Annotated in this window: 11 protein-coding genes; 5 read left to right on the top strand and 6 right to left on the bottom strand. The window is 62.8% G+C overall.

Annotation, left to right across the window (positions count from 1 at the left end; translation table 11 throughout):
* Window positions 1-109 precede the first annotated feature (109 nt).
* From BRPE64_RS28385 to BRPE64_RS28370, 4 genes are all read left to right on the top strand, one after another.
* On the top strand, window positions 110-1,843 hold the full coding sequence (locus tag BRPE64_RS28385) for an IlvD/Edd family dehydratase (protein WP_016348430.1): 1,734 nt from the start codon (window positions 110-112) through the stop codon (window positions 1,841-1,843).
* 114 nt (window positions 1,844-1,957) lie between these two features.
* On the top strand, window positions 1,958-3,304 hold the full coding sequence (locus tag BRPE64_RS28380; protein WP_016348429.1) for an MFS transporter: 1,347 nt from the start codon (window positions 1,958-1,960) through the stop codon (window positions 3,302-3,304).
* A 38-nt stretch (window positions 3,305-3,342) separates the two neighbouring features.
* Complete coding sequence (locus tag BRPE64_RS28375) at window positions 3,343-4,272, top strand: dihydrodipicolinate synthase family protein (RefSeq protein WP_016348428.1); 930 nt, start codon at window positions 3,343-3,345, stop codon at window positions 4,270-4,272.
* A 46-nt stretch (window positions 4,273-4,318) separates the two neighbouring features.
* Window positions 4,319-5,257 (top strand): Gfo/Idh/MocA family protein, encoded by a 939-nt coding sequence (locus tag BRPE64_RS28370; protein WP_016348427.1) that lies wholly within the window; start codon window positions 4,319-4,321, stop codon window positions 5,255-5,257.
* 6 nt (window positions 5,258-5,263) lie between these two features.
* On the opposite strand, the gene BRPE64_RS28365 is transcribed toward BRPE64_RS28370, so the two are convergent.
* The 5 genes from BRPE64_RS28365 to BRPE64_RS28345 all read right to left on the bottom strand — a co-directional run bounded on the left by BRPE64_RS28365 (window position 5,264) and on the right by BRPE64_RS28345 (window position 11,376).
* A complete protein-coding gene (locus tag BRPE64_RS28365; RefSeq protein WP_016348426.1) occupies window positions 5,264-7,729 on the bottom strand; it encodes a glycosyl hydrolase 2 galactose-binding domain-containing protein in 2,466 nt (821 codons plus the stop codon).
* A gap of 69 nt (window positions 7,730-7,798) precedes the next feature.
* Window positions 7,799-8,803: a DUF1839 family protein gene (locus BRPE64_RS28360; RefSeq protein ID WP_016348425.1), complete on the bottom strand. Its 1,005-nt coding sequence runs from the start codon at window positions 8,801-8,803 to the stop codon at window positions 7,799-7,801.
* Window positions 8,800-9,867, bottom strand: coding sequence for an amino acid--[acyl-carrier-protein] ligase (locus BRPE64_RS28355; protein ID WP_016348424.1), 1,068 nt, complete (start codon window positions 9,865-9,867; stop codon window positions 8,800-8,802). The genes BRPE64_RS28360 and BRPE64_RS28355 overlap by 4 nt, the downstream gene beginning before the upstream one ends.
* Before the next feature lie 4 nt (window positions 9,868-9,871).
* On the bottom strand, window positions 9,872-11,128 hold the full coding sequence (locus tag BRPE64_RS28350) for an acyl-CoA dehydrogenase family protein (protein WP_016348423.1): 1,257 nt from the start codon (window positions 11,126-11,128) through the stop codon (window positions 9,872-9,874).
* Entirely contained in the window at window positions 11,125-11,376 is a 252-nt protein-coding gene (locus BRPE64_RS28345) for an acyl carrier protein (RefSeq protein ID WP_016348422.1), read from the bottom strand. Before BRPE64_RS28345 ends, BRPE64_RS28350 begins: the two co-directional genes overlap by 4 nt.
* A gap of 415 nt (window positions 11,377-11,791) precedes the next feature.
* Between BRPE64_RS28345 and BRPE64_RS28340 the strand changes: the two genes are divergently transcribed.
* Window positions 11,792-12,508: a YdcF family protein gene (locus BRPE64_RS28340; RefSeq protein ID WP_044043493.1), complete on the top strand. Its 717-nt coding sequence runs from the start codon at window positions 11,792-11,794 to the stop codon at window positions 12,506-12,508.
* Window positions 12,509-12,574: 66 nt separating this feature from the next.
* Here the strand turns inward: BRPE64_RS28340 and BRPE64_RS28335 are convergent, their stop codons facing one another.
* The gene (locus BRPE64_RS28335) at window positions 12,575-15,244 is read right to left on the bottom strand and encodes an excinuclease ABC subunit UvrA (RefSeq protein ID WP_044043491.1); all 2,670 of its coding nucleotides are present in this window, start codon (window positions 15,242-15,244) and stop codon (window positions 12,575-12,577) included.
* Window positions 15,245-15,353: the final 109 nt, after the last annotated feature.

Genomic DNA, 15,353 nt, shown 5'->3' with positions numbered 1-15,353 from the left:
AGGGTTTATACGAATGCTGATTCGGTTATCGATTGCGTCCATCTTTTCATTGGCAGATTATCACGCAGCCGCGTAAGCTCAGTGGATACGTATATGACAGGAAGAGACGATGTCCGCATCGAAGCCCAAGCTGCGCTCCGCGCAATGGTTCGGCACCAATGACAAGAACGGCTTCATGTATCGAAGCTGGATGAAGAACCAGGGCATTCCGGATCACGAGTTCGACGGCAGGCCGGTCATCGGCATCTGCAATACGTGGTCGGAACTCACGCCTTGCAACGCGCACTTTCGCAAGATCGCCGAGCACGTTAAGCGTGGCGTATATGAAGCGGGCGGCTTTCCGGTCGAATTTCCCGTGTTCTCGAATGGCGAATCGAACCTGCGCCCGACCGCCATGCTCACGCGCAATCTCGCGGCGATGGACGTGGAAGAAGCGATCCGCGGCAATCCCATCGATGCGGTCGTGCTGCTCACCGGATGCGATAAAACCACGCCCGCGCTGCTGATGGGCGCGGCGAGTTGCGACGTCCCCGCGATCGTCGTGACCGGCGGCCCGATGCTCAACGGCAAGCTCGACGGCAAGAACATCGGCTCGGGCACGGCCGTGTGGCAACTACACGAATCGTTGAAGGCGGGCGAGATCGATCTGCATCAGTTTCTCTCGGCCGAAGCGGGCATGTCGCGCTCGGCGGGAACGTGCAACACCATGGGCACTGCATCGACGATGGCGTGCATGGCCGAAGCGCTCGGCACGTCCTTGCCGCACAACGCCGCGATTCCCGCCGTCGATGCACGCCGTTACGTGCTCGCGCATATGTCGGGCATTCGCATCGTGGAGATGGCGCTCGAAGGCTTGACGCTTTCGAAGATCCTCACGCGCGAAGCCTTCGAGAACGCGATCCGCACGAACGCGGCGATCGGCGGCTCGACCAACGCAGTGATTCACCTGAAGGCGATTGCGGGCCGCATCGGCGTGCCGCTCGAACTGGAAGACTGGACGCGCATCGGCCGCGATACGCCCACCATCGTCGATCTGATGCCGTCGGGCCGCTTCCTCATGGAAGAGTTCTATTACGCGGGCGGCTTGCCCGCCGTGTTGCGGCGACTGGGCGAAGCGAACCTGATTCCGCATCCCGATGCGCTGACCGTCAACGGCAAGTCGCTTTGGGAGAACGTGAAGACCGCGCCCATCACGAACGATGAAGTGGTTCGTAAGCTCGACAATCCGTTGATCGAAGATGGCGGCATTCGCGTGTTGCGCGGCAATCTCGCGCCGCGCGGCGCGGTGCTCAAGCCTTCCGCCGCGACGCCCGAATTGCTCAAGCATCGTGGCCGCGCGGTCGTGTTCGAGAACCTGGAGCATTACAAGGAGCGTATCGTCGACGAGTCGCTCGATGTCGACAAGAACTCCGTGCTCGTGTTGAAGAACTGCGGCCCCAAGGGTTATCCCGGCATGGCCGAAGTGGGCAACATGGGCTTGCCGCCGAAGCTGCTTCGTCAGGGCGTGAAAGACATGGTGCGTATCTCCGATGCGCGCATGAGCGGCACCGCTTACGGCACGGTGGTACTGCACGTCGCGCCGGAAGCGGCAGCGGGCGGGCCGCTCGCCGCCGTGCGCGACGGCGACTGGATCGAACTCGACAGCGACGCGGGCACGCTGCATCTCGACATCAGCGATGACGAACTCGCGCGCCGCATGCGCGATCACGAAGCACCGCGCGTGCACGGCGAGGGCGGTTATCAACGGCTGTATGTCGATCACGTGCTGCAGGCCGACGAAGGATGCGATCTCGACTTCCTCGTTGGCAAACGCGGCGCGGCCGTGCCGAGACATTCGCACTGAAAATACACCGAAGAGCCTGAGAGGGTGTGTGGTGCCTGCGTGGCGAGGCTGATTGAAGCCTCGTCACGCTCGTACTGCGGTTGTTGAGTGTCCGGAATATAAATAGGAGACCGTATGAAATACGACGCTGTAGCCACGCTCGATCGTGCCGCACCCGCGACGGACAACGTGAGCGAGCGCGAAGACGGCACGGAGCAACGCATCGTCGGCATGCTGGTTCGCAAGCTGATGCCGTTTCTCGCGCTGATTTATGTGGTCGCCTATATCGATCGCACCGTCGTGGGCTTTGCAAAACTGCACATGAACGCCGCCGTTGGTTTGAGCGATGCGGCTTACGGTCTCGGCGCGGGCCTGTTCTTCATCGGCTATTTCCTGTGCGAAGTGCCGAGCAATCTCGCACTGGAGCGCTTCGGCGCGCGGGTATGGTTCGCGCGCATTCTAGCCACATGGGGCGTCATCACGATGGCCATGGCGTTGACGCGCGGCCCGATGAGCTTTTATGCGCTGCGCTTTCTGCTCGGCGCTGCGGAGGCGGGGCTTTATCCCGGCATCCTGTACTTCCTGACGAAATGGTTTCCGCTGCGTCATCGTGCGCGCATCATCGGCTTGCTGGTGCTTGCGCAACCGCTCGCCGGCATCATCACCGGGCCGCTTGCGGGCTGGGTTTTGTCGACGCAAGGCTGGTTCGGCATGTCGAACTGGCAGACCTTGTTTGTCGTGAGCGGCTTGCCCGCCGTGCTGCTCGCGTTGCCGACGCTGCGTGTGTTGCCCGAATCGCCCGCGCACGCGCGCTGGCTCGCACCGGCGGCTCGCGCATGGATCGAGCGTGAGCTTGCCAAAGACCGCGCCGCGTACGCGCTCAAATCGCACGGCAAACCGCTCGCTGCGTTGAAGGACAAGCGCGTGTTGTTGCTCGCGCTGCTGTTCCTGCCGTTTCCGCTCGCGATCTACGGCCTGTCGCTGTGGCTGCCGACGATCATCAAGGGCTTCGGCGTCAGCGATTCGATGACGGGTCTGCTTTCCGCCGTGCCGTATCTCTTCGCGGTGGTCGGCTTGTGCATCGTCCCGCGCCATTCCGACAAAAGGCGCGAACGCTACTGGCACATCGCGGCCGTGACGAGCTTCGGTGCATTGATGCTGGCCGCGAGCGCATGGGCGGGCAGCGCGCCGTTGCAGTTCGCGTTCATCTGCATGGCCGCGTTTTCGCTGTATGCGATTCAGCCGGTCGTATGGGCGTTGCCGGGACAATTCCTGAGCGGCGCGAGTGCGGCGGTGGGCATTGCGGCGATCAACTCCATCGGTAATCTCGGCGGCTATTTTGGCCCGGCCGGCGTCGGTGCAATCAAGGAGCACACGGGCAGCCTCGCGGCCGGCCTGTATTTTCTTGCGTCGACGCTGCTTGTCGCGGTCGCCGTTACCTTCGTGGTGCGCGCCGCGCTCGACAAACCGCGCGCGCAGTGACACTCTGAACCCTCACTCCATTTGACTCGGACGACAGCATGAGCAGTCTTGCCAATCCACGCTATCGCGGCATCTTTCCGGTCGTGCCGACGACCTTCACCGACTCCGGCGAACTCGATATCGAGAGCCAGAAACGCGCAGTCGATTTCATGATCGATGCAGGGTCTGACGGTCTCGCGATCCTCGCCAACTTCTCCGAGCAGTTCTCGCTGACCGACGACGAGCGCGACATCCTCACGCGCACGATCCTCGAACATGTCGCGGGCCGCGTACCGGTGATCGTCACGACTTCGCATTACGGTACGCGCGTGTGCATCGAGCGCAGTCGTCGCGCGCAGGAACTGGGCGCTGCAATGATCATGGCGATGCCGCCGTATCACGGCGCGACCTTTCGCGTGCCCGAAGCGGCCATCTACGAGTTCTACGCGCGCCTTTCGGATGCACTGACGATTCCCATCATGATTCAGGACGCGCCCGCTGCGGGCACGTTGCTGTCGGCGCCGTTTCTCGCGCGTATGGCGCGTGAAATCGAACAGGTGTCGTACTTCAAGATCGAGACGCCGGGCGCGGCGAACAAGCTGCGTGAACTGATCCGTCTCGGTGGCGAAGCAATCGAAGGGCCGTGGGATGGCGAAGAAGCCATCACGCTGCTGGCCGATCTGAACGCGGGCGCAACCGGCTCGATGACGGGCGGCGGCTTTGCCGACGGCATTCGTCCGATCATCGAGGCGCATCGCGAAGGGCGCATCGACGAAGCGTTCGATCGCTATCAGCAATGGCTTCCGCTCATCAATCACGAGAACCGGCAAGCGGGCCTGCTCGCGGCGAAGGCGCTGATGAAAGAGGGGGGCGTGATCGCGTGCGAGTTGCCGCGTCATCCGTTGCCGGCAATGGCGCGCGAAACGCGTGACGAACTCATCGCCATTGCGCGGCGTCTCGATCCGCTCGTGTTGCGCTGGGCACAATAGCGTATCGTTACGTCCGACATTCATCGGAAGCCTCAGGAGACATTGCATGAACGCGGTTTATCAGCTTGGCATTGTCGGCATCGGCAAGATTGCGCGCGATCAGCATCTGCCCGCTATCGCCGCGCAGCCAGGGTTCGAACTCGTTGCGTGCGCGAGCCGCAATGCGAGTGTGGACGGCGTGCGCAACTATCGGGACATCGACGCGCTGCTCGCGGCAGAGCCATCGCTCGATGCGGTGTCGCTCTGCGCGCCGCCGCAAGTGCGCTATGCGCAGGCGTTGGCGGCGCTCGAGGCAGGCAAGCATGTGATGCTGGAAAAGCCGCCGGGCGCGAGCGTGAGCGAAGTCGAAGCGCTGTATGAAATCGCGCGTGCACGCGGCGTCACGTTGTTTGCGTCGTGGCACTCGCGCGCGGCGAGCGCGGTCGAACCGGCGCGTGCATGGCTCGCGTCGAAGGAAGCGGGCGCGATCCGTTCGGTGGAAGTGCGCTGGAAGGAAGACGTGCGCCGCTGGCATCCGGGGCAACAATGGATCTGGGAGCCGGGCGGTCTCGGCGTGTTCGATCCGGGCATCAACGCGCTGTCGATCGTCACGCAGATCATGCCGCATGAAATCGCGTTGCGTGGGGCCACGCTGACCACGCCGAGCGATACGGCGACGCCGATCGCCGCCGAACTCGATTGCGTCGCGACCAATGGTGCGCCGGTGCGCGCGGTGTTCGACTGGCGTCATGGTCCGGTCGAAGAATGGGATATCGATATCGAAACGGATGCGGGCCGTCTGTCCATGCGTGAAGGCGGCAAGCGCCTTTCGATTGCGGGCAAAGAGATCGATGTCGGCGCGGAGCGTGAATATCCCGCGCTATACGAGCGTTTTCACGAACTCATCGCGACGCAGGCGAGCGATGTCGATGTCCGTCCGCTGCGTCTCGTCGCCGATGCATTCCTGACGGGACGGCACATCGAAACGGAAGCGTTCGGACGCTGAGCCCGTCTACGATGCGCGATACGGCGCGCTGCGCAATGCGTTGATCGCGCAAACGTCACCCTCGGGCGCGCTGCTTTCGTTGGCATGCCGCGCGACGAGCGGAATACGTCGCTGGCTACCCGGCGCGAGATGAAACCAGTCGATGCGAGCGTGATAGTTCGGATCGACGACATGCACCCAGCGCGCAAGCTGCTGCGTTTCGATGACGAGACTCCATTCATCGTCCTGCTTCTCGACGGCCACGCTCAGGCCGATATCGCGCCGTTCGCCGATAGACGGATCGGGGAAATGAAACGCTTCGGACAGCACGTCGCCGGTATCGGCATCGCGCAGGACAACATGCGTCGCATCATGTGCGGGCGGGCCGAAGCGATACGCATACGTGATATCGAAGAACGCGCCGAGCAGCGCATTCGACGACACGCGTTGCACGCTGCGCGGCGCCAGCACGACATCGCTCGCGCCGCCCGCGACCTTCACCGCGCCTTCGCGCAGACAAGTCAATTCGACGCGCGCGCGAATCTCACGCGCGCTCTCGTTGACGAGATGCACGTCGAGACCGTTCAAGCCTTCATCGAGGACCAGCGCCTGCACGGGCTGAAGCACGCGCGCGAGTCCATGCAGCGCGCTCTTCGGTGCGCCGAGCACGTCGATCACGCCCCAGCCCGCGCCCGGACGCACGTCGAGCAGATTCCATACGATGCCGCCCGCGCATGTCGAGCCAGCGCGCCGCCATTCGGAGAACACGGCGGCGATCACATCGGCGACGACGGCGCGCGATAGCGTGAGATAACGCTCGGGATCTTCATAGCGCAGACGCGGCACATCGAGACGATAAAGCGATTGCAGATAGTATTCGCGCACGTCGTCGAAGTCCCACGCCGAGCCGGGATCGCGCGGCACGCCGGCTTTCCAGCGCGGTTCGTGTGCGCGCGCGTTCGGCAGCGCGCGCAATGCGACATCGTCGGGGACGTTGGCGAAGGCCAGGCACTCGGATGCGAAGCGCACTTGCGCGCGGCGTACATCGTCGAACGAGCGTTGATACGCGGGCACGCCGTAGTAATGCGTAATGCCGCCTTGCGTGCCGAAGGGCATCGAGACAGTATCGCCCGGCGCCGCGCTCGGCGAGTTCACGACATACGCGACGTCCGGCCGCGCAGCGGCGATCGCGCCCGGAAACAGTTCGGTGAAGAGGCGCTGCTGATAGGCGTCGAAGGGAAGTCCGAGCATCGCCGCTTGTTGATGCACTTCGCTTCCGCCGCACAACACGGCAAGCGATGCAAAGCGCCGCGTGCGCGCGAGAAACTGTGCGGCTTCGCGTTGCACGCTGCGTCTGAAGGCTTCGTCGTCGGGATAATCGAAGTTCGCGAAGGCGAAGTCCTGCCAGACGAGCACGCCGTAACGATCCGCGAGTTCGTAGAAGGTATCCGATTCATAGAGCGTGATGCCGCTCACGCGAATGATATTGAAGCCCGCATCGCGGATCAGCGCGAAGAGGCTTTCGAGTTTCTCGCGCGGCGCATCGAGCGACACGATATCCGCCGAGGTCCAGCATGCGCCTCGCGCGAAAACGGGCACGCCGTTCACGACGAGTTGAAAGCCTGCGTTCTCCGCGCCGCGATCGACTTCGATCGTGCGAAAGCCGATTTCGCCGAGCGTGATATCGCCGAGCTTGACCGCATAACGCGACGGCTCGCCATGCGTATGCGGATACCACATGCGCACATCGGCAATGCGAAGCTGGCCCGTCAGCGTGTGCGCGTCTTGCCATTGCAGCGCGCCTTTCGTTTCACCGCATTCGATCTCGACCGGCGCGCTTTCCTGCGCATGAAAGAAGCGCACGGTGACATCGAGAATGCCGTCACGGCCATCGACGCGTGTGCGCATGTCGATCTCGTCGATACACTCGCGCGACTCGCCGATCAGTTCAACCGCGCGCCACGGTCCGGCCGGCTGAATCGCGGGACACCAGCCGGACATGTGGCCGAGCAGCGTCGTGCGCACGTTGCGCAATGTCGCCGGTTGCGCAAGTTTGGGACGCCAACGCGCGCGTCCACGCTTCGCGGCAAGCGCCGGTGCGATCGAACGAAAACACAAATGCAGCGTGTGCTCGCCATGCAGATCGACATCGACATCGTGCGCGACGAACATCGAATCCGAATCGAGCAGCTTGCGATCGTCGAGCCATACTTCGGCGATGGTCGCAAGTCCGTTAAAGCGCAGACGCCGCTTGTCGATGCCGTTCAGCTTCACGCGATACCAGTGATCCGCATGCGCGAACGGCTGTGCGAGCGCTTCATCGCCGACGCCATGTGCGCGTAACGCCGATGCGATCGTGCCCGGCACGGGTGCGTCGAGCCATTGCGTGAACGCATCGAGCGAAGCGGGCGTCGCGCATGAACCCGCGGGCGTGCTCACGCATTGCCAGCCTTCGGCAAGACGGCGCGGCGCGTGCGCGAGCGAAACGTGCATGAGTCTTCCTTGTGGATCGAATGGAGTGAACGATACCGAAGCCGCGTCACGGCGACGCGGCTCCGGTCTTCAAAGAAAGCGCGCGGCGAGCGGCTCGATGACCTTGTCGTACGACGTTTGCATCGAGTCGAGGCAGTCCTCGCACGTATCGACGCGTGAGCGCATACGGGCGCGCGCGAGCCGGAACTGCATGACCATCGCTTCGCTTGCAACGGCCTGTGCGCTCGTTTGAATCTCGCTCGCGACTTCCACGCCGTTTCGGTTCAGCCATCCGAGATACTTCGACAGCAACTCGAAGTTCGAGCCGAGCTGACGCATCACGTTGAACGTGTAGAGGTGATAGTACGCGGGGTCGCGTTCGAGCAGCGCGCGCAAGTGCTCGGGAAATGCCGCGCGCCATTGCGCAACCGGATTCGTCGCGGGACGATCCACGAGCCGCAATGCGAGCAGGTCGACCGAGCGTTGCACGAGCGCATCGCCTTCTAGCGATGAACGTGCGCGCTTCACGAACTCGACATAGGGGAACAGTGCCTGCACGTCGCTCGCGAGACCGGGCGTGAGACGGAAGATGCCGTCGTAATCCTCGCCGGACAGCGAGAAGTAGCCCGCGTTATGAAAGTACGTGATGCGCTTTGCCTGCGTGTCGATGACATCGATGGCGATGGTCGTCTTCGTATGCGTCTGCCGGTATGCGGTGGCGCGCGTATCGGGCAGCCAGAACGAGTCCACTTCGACGACCACCATCTGCCCGCGGCTCGTCTGCTCGCGCACGTGCGCTTCGAGCGTGTCGTAGATCGCGAGCTCTTGCGCCTGCAGGCCGTAGAGCCGCGCGATATCGTCGAGCGAGAACTTCGGGAACGTGAACTGATCGCCCTCGAAGGCCTGCGTCACCGTGAAGTTCAGCGCCGCGTGCGGATCGCAGCCGTAGTGATGCAGCAGCTCGATCCACAGATCGACGTAGCAGTTGGTCTCCAGCCACACGCGCTCTTCGCGATGCAGCGCGTGCCGGCGGGATTCGTCGTCAGCGGGCGTGGACGTGTCCGTCACGGCATCGGACGGCGAGCGCGCATTCATGCCTTGTTTCCCAGGTTGGCGAGTCCTTGCTCGATCAGCGACGCCTTGTCGCCCCACAGCAACTGGCGCACTTGCGCGGGCCACGCTTCGACATCGAGACCATGATGACGGAATAGGGCGAGCGTCGTGCGTTCCATGCCGAAGCCCACGCATGCCGTGTGCGCGACCTGATCGTCGGCCTGACGGATGTGCCAGAGTTCGCCGAAATGGTCCTGGTGATAGTTGAACGACAGACACGCGGTCGGGCGATCGGGCGTCGCAACGGGCACGAGCAGTTCGAACTTGAGCTGCTGTTCGCGCTGGCTGTCGGCGACGATCTTGCCGCCGCGCCCGAAGAACGGATCGTTCGCGAGATCGATCTCGAATGGCAATCCAAGCAGACCGACGAGCAGCGAGCCGCGTTCGATCCACTTCTGGCGGAAGTCCATGACTTGCTCGGGGCTGCCGACACGAATGTATTCGCGCATGCGGAACATCTGCATGCGGCCCGGATCGATAGAAGGCTCGTGGCGGAAGCAATACGAGAATGCGTCGAAGATCGCGCCTTGTTCGGCGAGCTTGCCGCGCTTCGCGACGAGCGGATAGATCGGATAGCACGCGGCCGGCGTGAGCACGAGGCGCGTGGGCTTCTGCTGATCCATCCAGTCGTCGGAACGCTCTTCCTCTTCGCCGATATGCACGATCTTGTCGAGCGCTTCGAGCAGACGATGATGTCCGCGATCGTTGCCCTGAAACGAGTGGATCGTGCCCGCGAGATTCGGAAAGCTCTTCAGATACTCGCTGTCTTCGAAGTCGCGGCGGCGCATTGCGGGCGGAAAGCGCAGCACTTCCGCATGCTGATCCGCGCCGAGCATCGTGATGGCCTGATTCAGACGCTCGACGATATCCTCGAACACTTCGCTGCGGCCATACAGACCGTCTTCGCCCGTGTCGAGCAGAATGCCGGCCTCGATCAGACGGTCGCGCAAGGTGACGTCCGACTTGTCGTACGGTGCCTGAGTCTCTTGTGTTTGTGCTTGTTCATCGGCCGAAATCATGGCGGCCTGTTCTGTCGGCATGTTCATATCGTCAAAGGGTTCCCGTTGCGGCGCGCTGCGCGAGCAGCAGATTCGCCGTGTTCAATTCGATGCGGTCGTTGCTGATCATGAGCGGCGCCGAATGCAGGTCGCGCAGATGACGTCCCACGCTAAACGGCGTGTCGTTCTTGTAGCCCGCCATGCCGCAGATCATCAGCGTCTCCTGCACGACATGCACCGCCGACTGAGAGATCGCGAGCTTGAGCATGTTCAGATCCGCATTGATGCCGATCGATGCCGTGAGCGGCGCATCGTCGTCATTGCGCTGACTCGTCTTGTTCGCTGCGCGCTCGGCGCTGGCCGCTTCGACATTGGCGAGCGATTCGCGCAGCCGCGCCTGCATCATCTTGATGAGCGTGAGCACTTGCGCGAGCCGCGCGGCCGATGGCGGCAACACGCCCGGTTTGCCGCGTGCCTGATTGCGGAAGAACTGATGAGCGCGATTCGCGGCATCGCTTGCAATGCCGCACCATACCGACGACCACAAGGTATGCGATACCGGCAACATGCTTTCATCGGCGATCTTCGAGAACGGCTCGGGCAGAATCTGTTCAGCGACGCCGCGTGCAACGAGGCGGTGTCCTTCGCTGCACGTGCCGCGCATGCCGAGCGTGTCCCACGTGCCGCGCGGCTCCAGCGTGAGCGTGTCGCGCGGCGCGACGATCAGCACCTGATCCGACGGCGGCGCATCCGGATGACGGCGTGCCGTCACGAGAATGCAGTCCGCATACGTGCCGTACGAAATGGTGGGCGCGAGCTTTTCGATGTGGAACGCGTTGTCGACGAGATCGACCGCGCATGCGCTCGTGCGCATGTTGCCGCCGATGTTTTCTTCCGACGTCGCCGATGCAAGCAACAACTGCTCGTTCACCATGCGTGCGAGGAAGTCGCGCTGCCACTGCACGTTCACGCCATGGTCCACGATGCAGACCACCTGGCTCTGATGCATCGCATAGATCATCGCGGAAGATGCACAGCCTTGCGCAATGGCTTCGCACACGCGGGCCACGCCGGTGAGCGGAAGACCGTCGCCGCCATGAGCGGTAGGGATCATCGCGGAGAGGAGGCGTTCTGCGCGCATCGCGGCGACGGCTTCGGCGGGGAAGCGTGCTTCACGGTCCACTGCATCGGCGTGCTTGGCTGCGATCGCGCCGACACGTTTGGCCGCTTCGATCAGTTCGCTTTCGCTGCGTGGCTTCGCGCTTTGCGCGAGCTGCGCTGCTTCCAGTTCCTGCGCGGGGGCGTTCATGCTGCGGCCTGCGACCGACGCAGTTCGTCCACGGCAGCCGCGAGCGAATCGACGCTCGAAAAGAGCCGGCGCGTGAGCATGCGATCTGGAATCTCGATGCCGAACTCGTCTTCGATCGCGAGCATCACATGAACCGTGGCAAGCGAGGAGAGACCGGCGGCGTAGAGATCGTCGCTGTCGGAGAGCGTGTCGATGGACACGTCGAGCCGAGCAGACTCGGCGAGGATGCGGCGCAATTCAGTTTTCATTGTCTGTGTTTTCCTTGTACCCGGCCAGCGGCGCAGCGAATTCCGGATGGCGACGTTGAGTTCTTATCGAATGTCGTCTTCGCTCCGGGGCGAAGTGGCGGCGGTGTTGCTCATGTCTCATGAAGACGATTTCACGAGGGCTCTCGCAGGCACCGTCGACGTTGTTGTTGTTTGATCGTATTTAACGAATTACGAGGCCTATGCGTCCGTGCGATGGCGCACGGTGGGCTTCGATGAGCCGAGCGGCGCTTTGTGCGATATCAAGCACGGATCGCTCCGTGCAAATCCTTCAGACTGACGCCTGCTGCGGCGCCGCCGCGATACAAGTAACTCCTGCGTATATCGCGACATCTACCCTGCAAGAAATATGCGAGACTGCAAGGTGTTTGAAAACTAAAGACTCCGGGTGAGGTAATTGGTACTGGTCTGCTTGCTGGTCCTGTTCGTGACGTTGTTCATCGTGTGGAAGCGGCGGCGCGTCGCCATTTTTTTCGTCGCGGGCGCCGTGTTCTGGCTGCTCGGAAGCTGGCTCGCGGGCCCGCTCGTGCGTCTGGCGAATCTCGGCTACGACGCGATGAACGATCCCCGCTTCGGCACGCGCATGGTGATCATCGTGCTGGGCGGAGGAACTCAGTACGATCGCCATCGGCACTTAATTCCGATGGGCGATTCGGCGACGCGCATCGACCTCGCGGCGTCGCTCTACAAGCGCTGCATCGAGACGGAAAAGGAATGCGTCGTTCTGGTGACGGGCGGAAATCCCCAGCGTCACACGCAGAGCGAAGCGGATTTGTATGGAGGCTTGCTGCTCGACGCGGGCGTCAAGCGTTCGGATCTGATCCTTGAAAACAAGAGTCTCAACACATACGAAAACGCGCGCAATACGGAGAAGATCCTACGGTCGCGGCAATACGACACTTCGGTGCTGATCACGTCGTCGCTGCATATGCGCCGCGCTTTGCTGACCTTCGATGCATTCGACCTGCATCCGCAACCGGCGGTTGCATTCATACGCAACCCGAAGTCGTGGTGGGTGCCGCATCCCGAAGGATGGATCGATTCGAACAGCGCGCTGCGTGAGCTGATCGGGATCGTGCGGTTTTATGTGTGGCGATGGATCGGGATGTATTGAACGATTGCCGAACGATTCCACGCGAGGCATTGGAGTCTGCGCTTACAACACGTGTTTGCGCCGCGATCAACGTTGCAGCGCTTCGTTCAGATAAGGCGCTGTTCGACTCGCGGCATGTTGTGCCACGCTGCCCGGCGCACCCGCCGCGACGATCTTGCCGCCGTCCTCACCCGCGCCCGGCCCGATATCGATGACCCAGTCCGAATGCGCCGCCACACGCATGTCGTGTTCGACGACAACCACCGTATTGCCCGCATCGACGAGTCCCTGTAGCTGCGACATCAGACGATCCACGTCGGCGGGATGAAGGCCTGTCGTCGGTTCGTCGAGGATATAGAGCGTGTCGCCGCGATGCGCGCGCTGCAGTTCCGTCGCGAGCTTGATGCGTTGCGCTTCGCCGCCGGAGAGTTCCGTCGCAGGCTGGCCGAGCCGCAGATAACCGAGGCCGATATCGCGCAGCACGACGAGCGCGCGCATCACGTGCGGCTCATCGGTAAAGAACGCGCACGCGGCATCGACACTCATGTCGAGCACTTGCGCAATGTTCTTTCCCTGCCATTCGATCTCGAGCGTCTGCGGGTTGTAGCGCGAGCCGTGGCACGTCGAACATGATGTGTAGACGCTCGGCAGAAAGAGCAATTCGACGCTTACGAAGCCTTCGCCTTCGCACGTGGGGCAGCGTCCTTGCGCGACGTTGAACGAAAAGCGTCCCGCGCCATAGCGATGCTTGCGCGCCGCGGGCGTATCCGCGAAGAGCTTGCGCACGTGATCGAAGAGGCCGGTGTAGGTTGCGAGGTTCGAACGCGGCGTGCGGCCGATCGGCTTTTGATCGACACGCACGAGACGACGGATCGTCTCCATGCCTTCGACGATGCGTCCATCCGCGGGCGCAGCGGCTTCTGCAAGAAGCGGGTCTTGCTCGTCTTCTTCGGTATCGTCCAGGGCCCGGCCGAGGCGTTCCGCGACCAGTTCGGGCAGCGCCTGGCTCACGAGGCTCGATTTGCCCGATCCCGAGATGCCCGTGACTGTAGTGAACGCGCCGAGCGGAAACGCGGCGTCGATGCCGAGCAGATTGTTACGCGTGATGCTCGCGAGCCGCAGCCATCCGCGCGGTTCACGCGGCACGCGCTCGATCTGCTTCTTCGGTGCGAACAAATGCTTGCGCGTCTGCGAGCTTTCGACCGATGCAAGCCCCGCGGGCGGTCCGCTATACAGCACGTGACCACCGCCTTCGCCCGCGGCCGGACCGACATCGACGAGCCAGTCGGCGCGACGCATCGTGTTCAGATCGTGCTCGATGACAAACAACGAATTGCCCGCTGCCTTGAGGCGCTGCAACGCGGCGAAGAGCGCTTCGCTGTCGGCGGGATGCAGGCCGGCGGAAGGTTCGTCGAGCACATACACGACGCCGAAAAGTTGCGATGCGAGTTGCGTCGCGAGCCGCAACCGCTGCAATTCTCCGGACGAGAGCGTCGGCGTTGCGCGATCGAGCGACAGATAGCCGAGGCCGAGATCGTTCAGCGTGCCGAGCCGCTCCAGCAATTCGGCCGCGATGCGCTCGGCGGCGGCGCGCTTTTCATCGGAAAGATTCGGCGTGCGGCGGACGTCAGGGGCCGCCTTGTGCGCTGAACCGCCGGCCGCGACGCGTTTCTCCGTCGCCGCGCGCCTGGCGTTTTTCGTGAGCGTGGTCGGTTGCGCGTCGCCGAGTGCGGTCCATTCGCCGCGCGCAATCGGCCCGAGCAAACTGGCGAGCCGGTTCATCGGCAGCCTTGAGAATTCGGCAATGTCCATTCCCGCGAACGTCACCGACAGCGCTTCCTTCTTGAGGCGCTTGCCATGACACGCGGGACAATCGCTGCCGATCATGAAACGCGATACGCGCTTCTTCATGAGGGCGCTTTGCGTGTGTGCGAACGTGTGCAGGATGTAGCGGCGCGCGCCGGTGAACGTGCCCTGATAGCTCGGCTCCGCGCCACGTTTGAGCGCCGCTTGCGTCTCCTTCGGCGTGAGTCCCGCATAAACGGGCGCGGTGGGCTGTTCCTCGGTGAAGAGGATCCAGTCGCGATCTTTCTTCGGCAAATCGCGCCACGGCGTGTCGACGTCGTAGCCGAGCGTCACGAGGATGTCGCGCAGATTTTGCCCGTGCCATGCGGGCGGCCACGCAGCGATGGCGCGCTCGCGAATCGTGAGCGAGTCGTCCGGCACCATCGTTTTTTCGGTAACTTCGTAGACGCGGCCGAGGCCGTGACAAACGGGACACGCGCCCTGAACCGTGTTGGGCGAAAAATCTTCCGCGTACAGCATCGGCTGCTTCGGCGGATAGCTGCCCGTGCGCGAATACAGCATGCGCACGAGACTCGATAAGGTGGTGACGCTGCCAACCGACGAACGCGCGTTGGGCGCGCCGCGCTGCTGTTGAAGCGCGACGGCGGGCGGCAGGCCTTCGATCGAATCGACCTGCGGCACGCCCACCTGTTCGATGAGCCGCCGCGCATACGGTGCCACGGACTCGAAGTAGCGGCGTTGCGCTTCGGCATACAGCGTGCCGAATGCAAGCGACGACTTGCCCGAGCCGGAAACGCCCGTAAAGACGACAAGCGCGTCCCGCGGAACGTCGACATCGACATTTTTCAGGTTGTGCTCCCGCGCGCCCCGGACGCGCACGAAACCTGCTCTCGAAGCAGATGCGGCCTCATCGTTTGACTTGGGTCTGGCGGTGGCTTTGCGAGCGTCCATGAGAGGTCGGGTTTTGGGCGAGGTTTGTGGGTCAAACAAACGTCAGGAGCATGCGGCATGCCAAATTCCAAATGGCATTTTGCGTTATGTATGTTGAATGCAAAATGCG

This window comes from Caballeronia insecticola, assembly GCF_000402035.1.
GTDB classification, from domain to species: Bacteria; Pseudomonadota; Gammaproteobacteria; order Burkholderiales; family Burkholderiaceae; genus Caballeronia; species Caballeronia insecticola.
The sequence above is the reverse complement of the archived record's forward strand: the minus strand, read 5'-3'. Positions and strand labels throughout refer to the sequence as shown.

Bases quoted from the DNA above. Each gene is read 5' to 3' on its own strand.
- BRPE64_RS28385 (WP_016348430.1), top strand. From the start codon at position 110: ATGTCCGCATCGAAGCCCAAGCTGCGCTCCGCGCAATGGTTCGGCACC.
- BRPE64_RS28380 (WP_016348429.1), top strand. From the start codon at position 1,958: ATGAAATACGACGCTGTAGCCACGCTCGATCGTGCCGCACCCGCGACG.
- BRPE64_RS28375 (WP_016348428.1), top strand. From the start codon at position 3,343: ATGAGCAGTCTTGCCAATCCACGCTATCGCGGCATCTTTCCGGTCGTG.
- BRPE64_RS28370 (WP_016348427.1), top strand. From the start codon at position 4,319: ATGAACGCGGTTTATCAGCTTGGCATTGTCGGCATCGGCAAGATTGCG.
- BRPE64_RS28365 (WP_016348426.1), bottom strand. From the start codon at position 7,729: ATGCACGTTTCGCTCGCGCACGCGCCGCGCCGTCTTGCCGAAGGCTGG.
- BRPE64_RS28360 (WP_016348425.1), bottom strand. From the start codon at position 8,803: ATGAATGCGCGCTCGCCGTCCGATGCCGTGACGGACACGTCCACGCCC.
- BRPE64_RS28355 (WP_016348424.1), bottom strand. From the start codon at position 9,867: ATGAACATGCCGACAGAACAGGCCGCCATGATTTCGGCCGATGAACAA.
- BRPE64_RS28350 (WP_016348423.1), bottom strand. From the start codon at position 11,128: ATGAACGCCCCCGCGCAGGAACTGGAAGCAGCGCAGCTCGCGCAAAGC.
- BRPE64_RS28345 (WP_016348422.1), bottom strand. From the start codon at position 11,376: ATGAAAACTGAATTGCGCCGCATCCTCGCCGAGTCTGCTCGGCTCGAC.
- BRPE64_RS28335 (WP_044043491.1), bottom strand. From the start codon at position 15,244: ATGGACGCTCGCAAAGCCACCGCCAGACCCAAGTCAAACGATGAGGCC.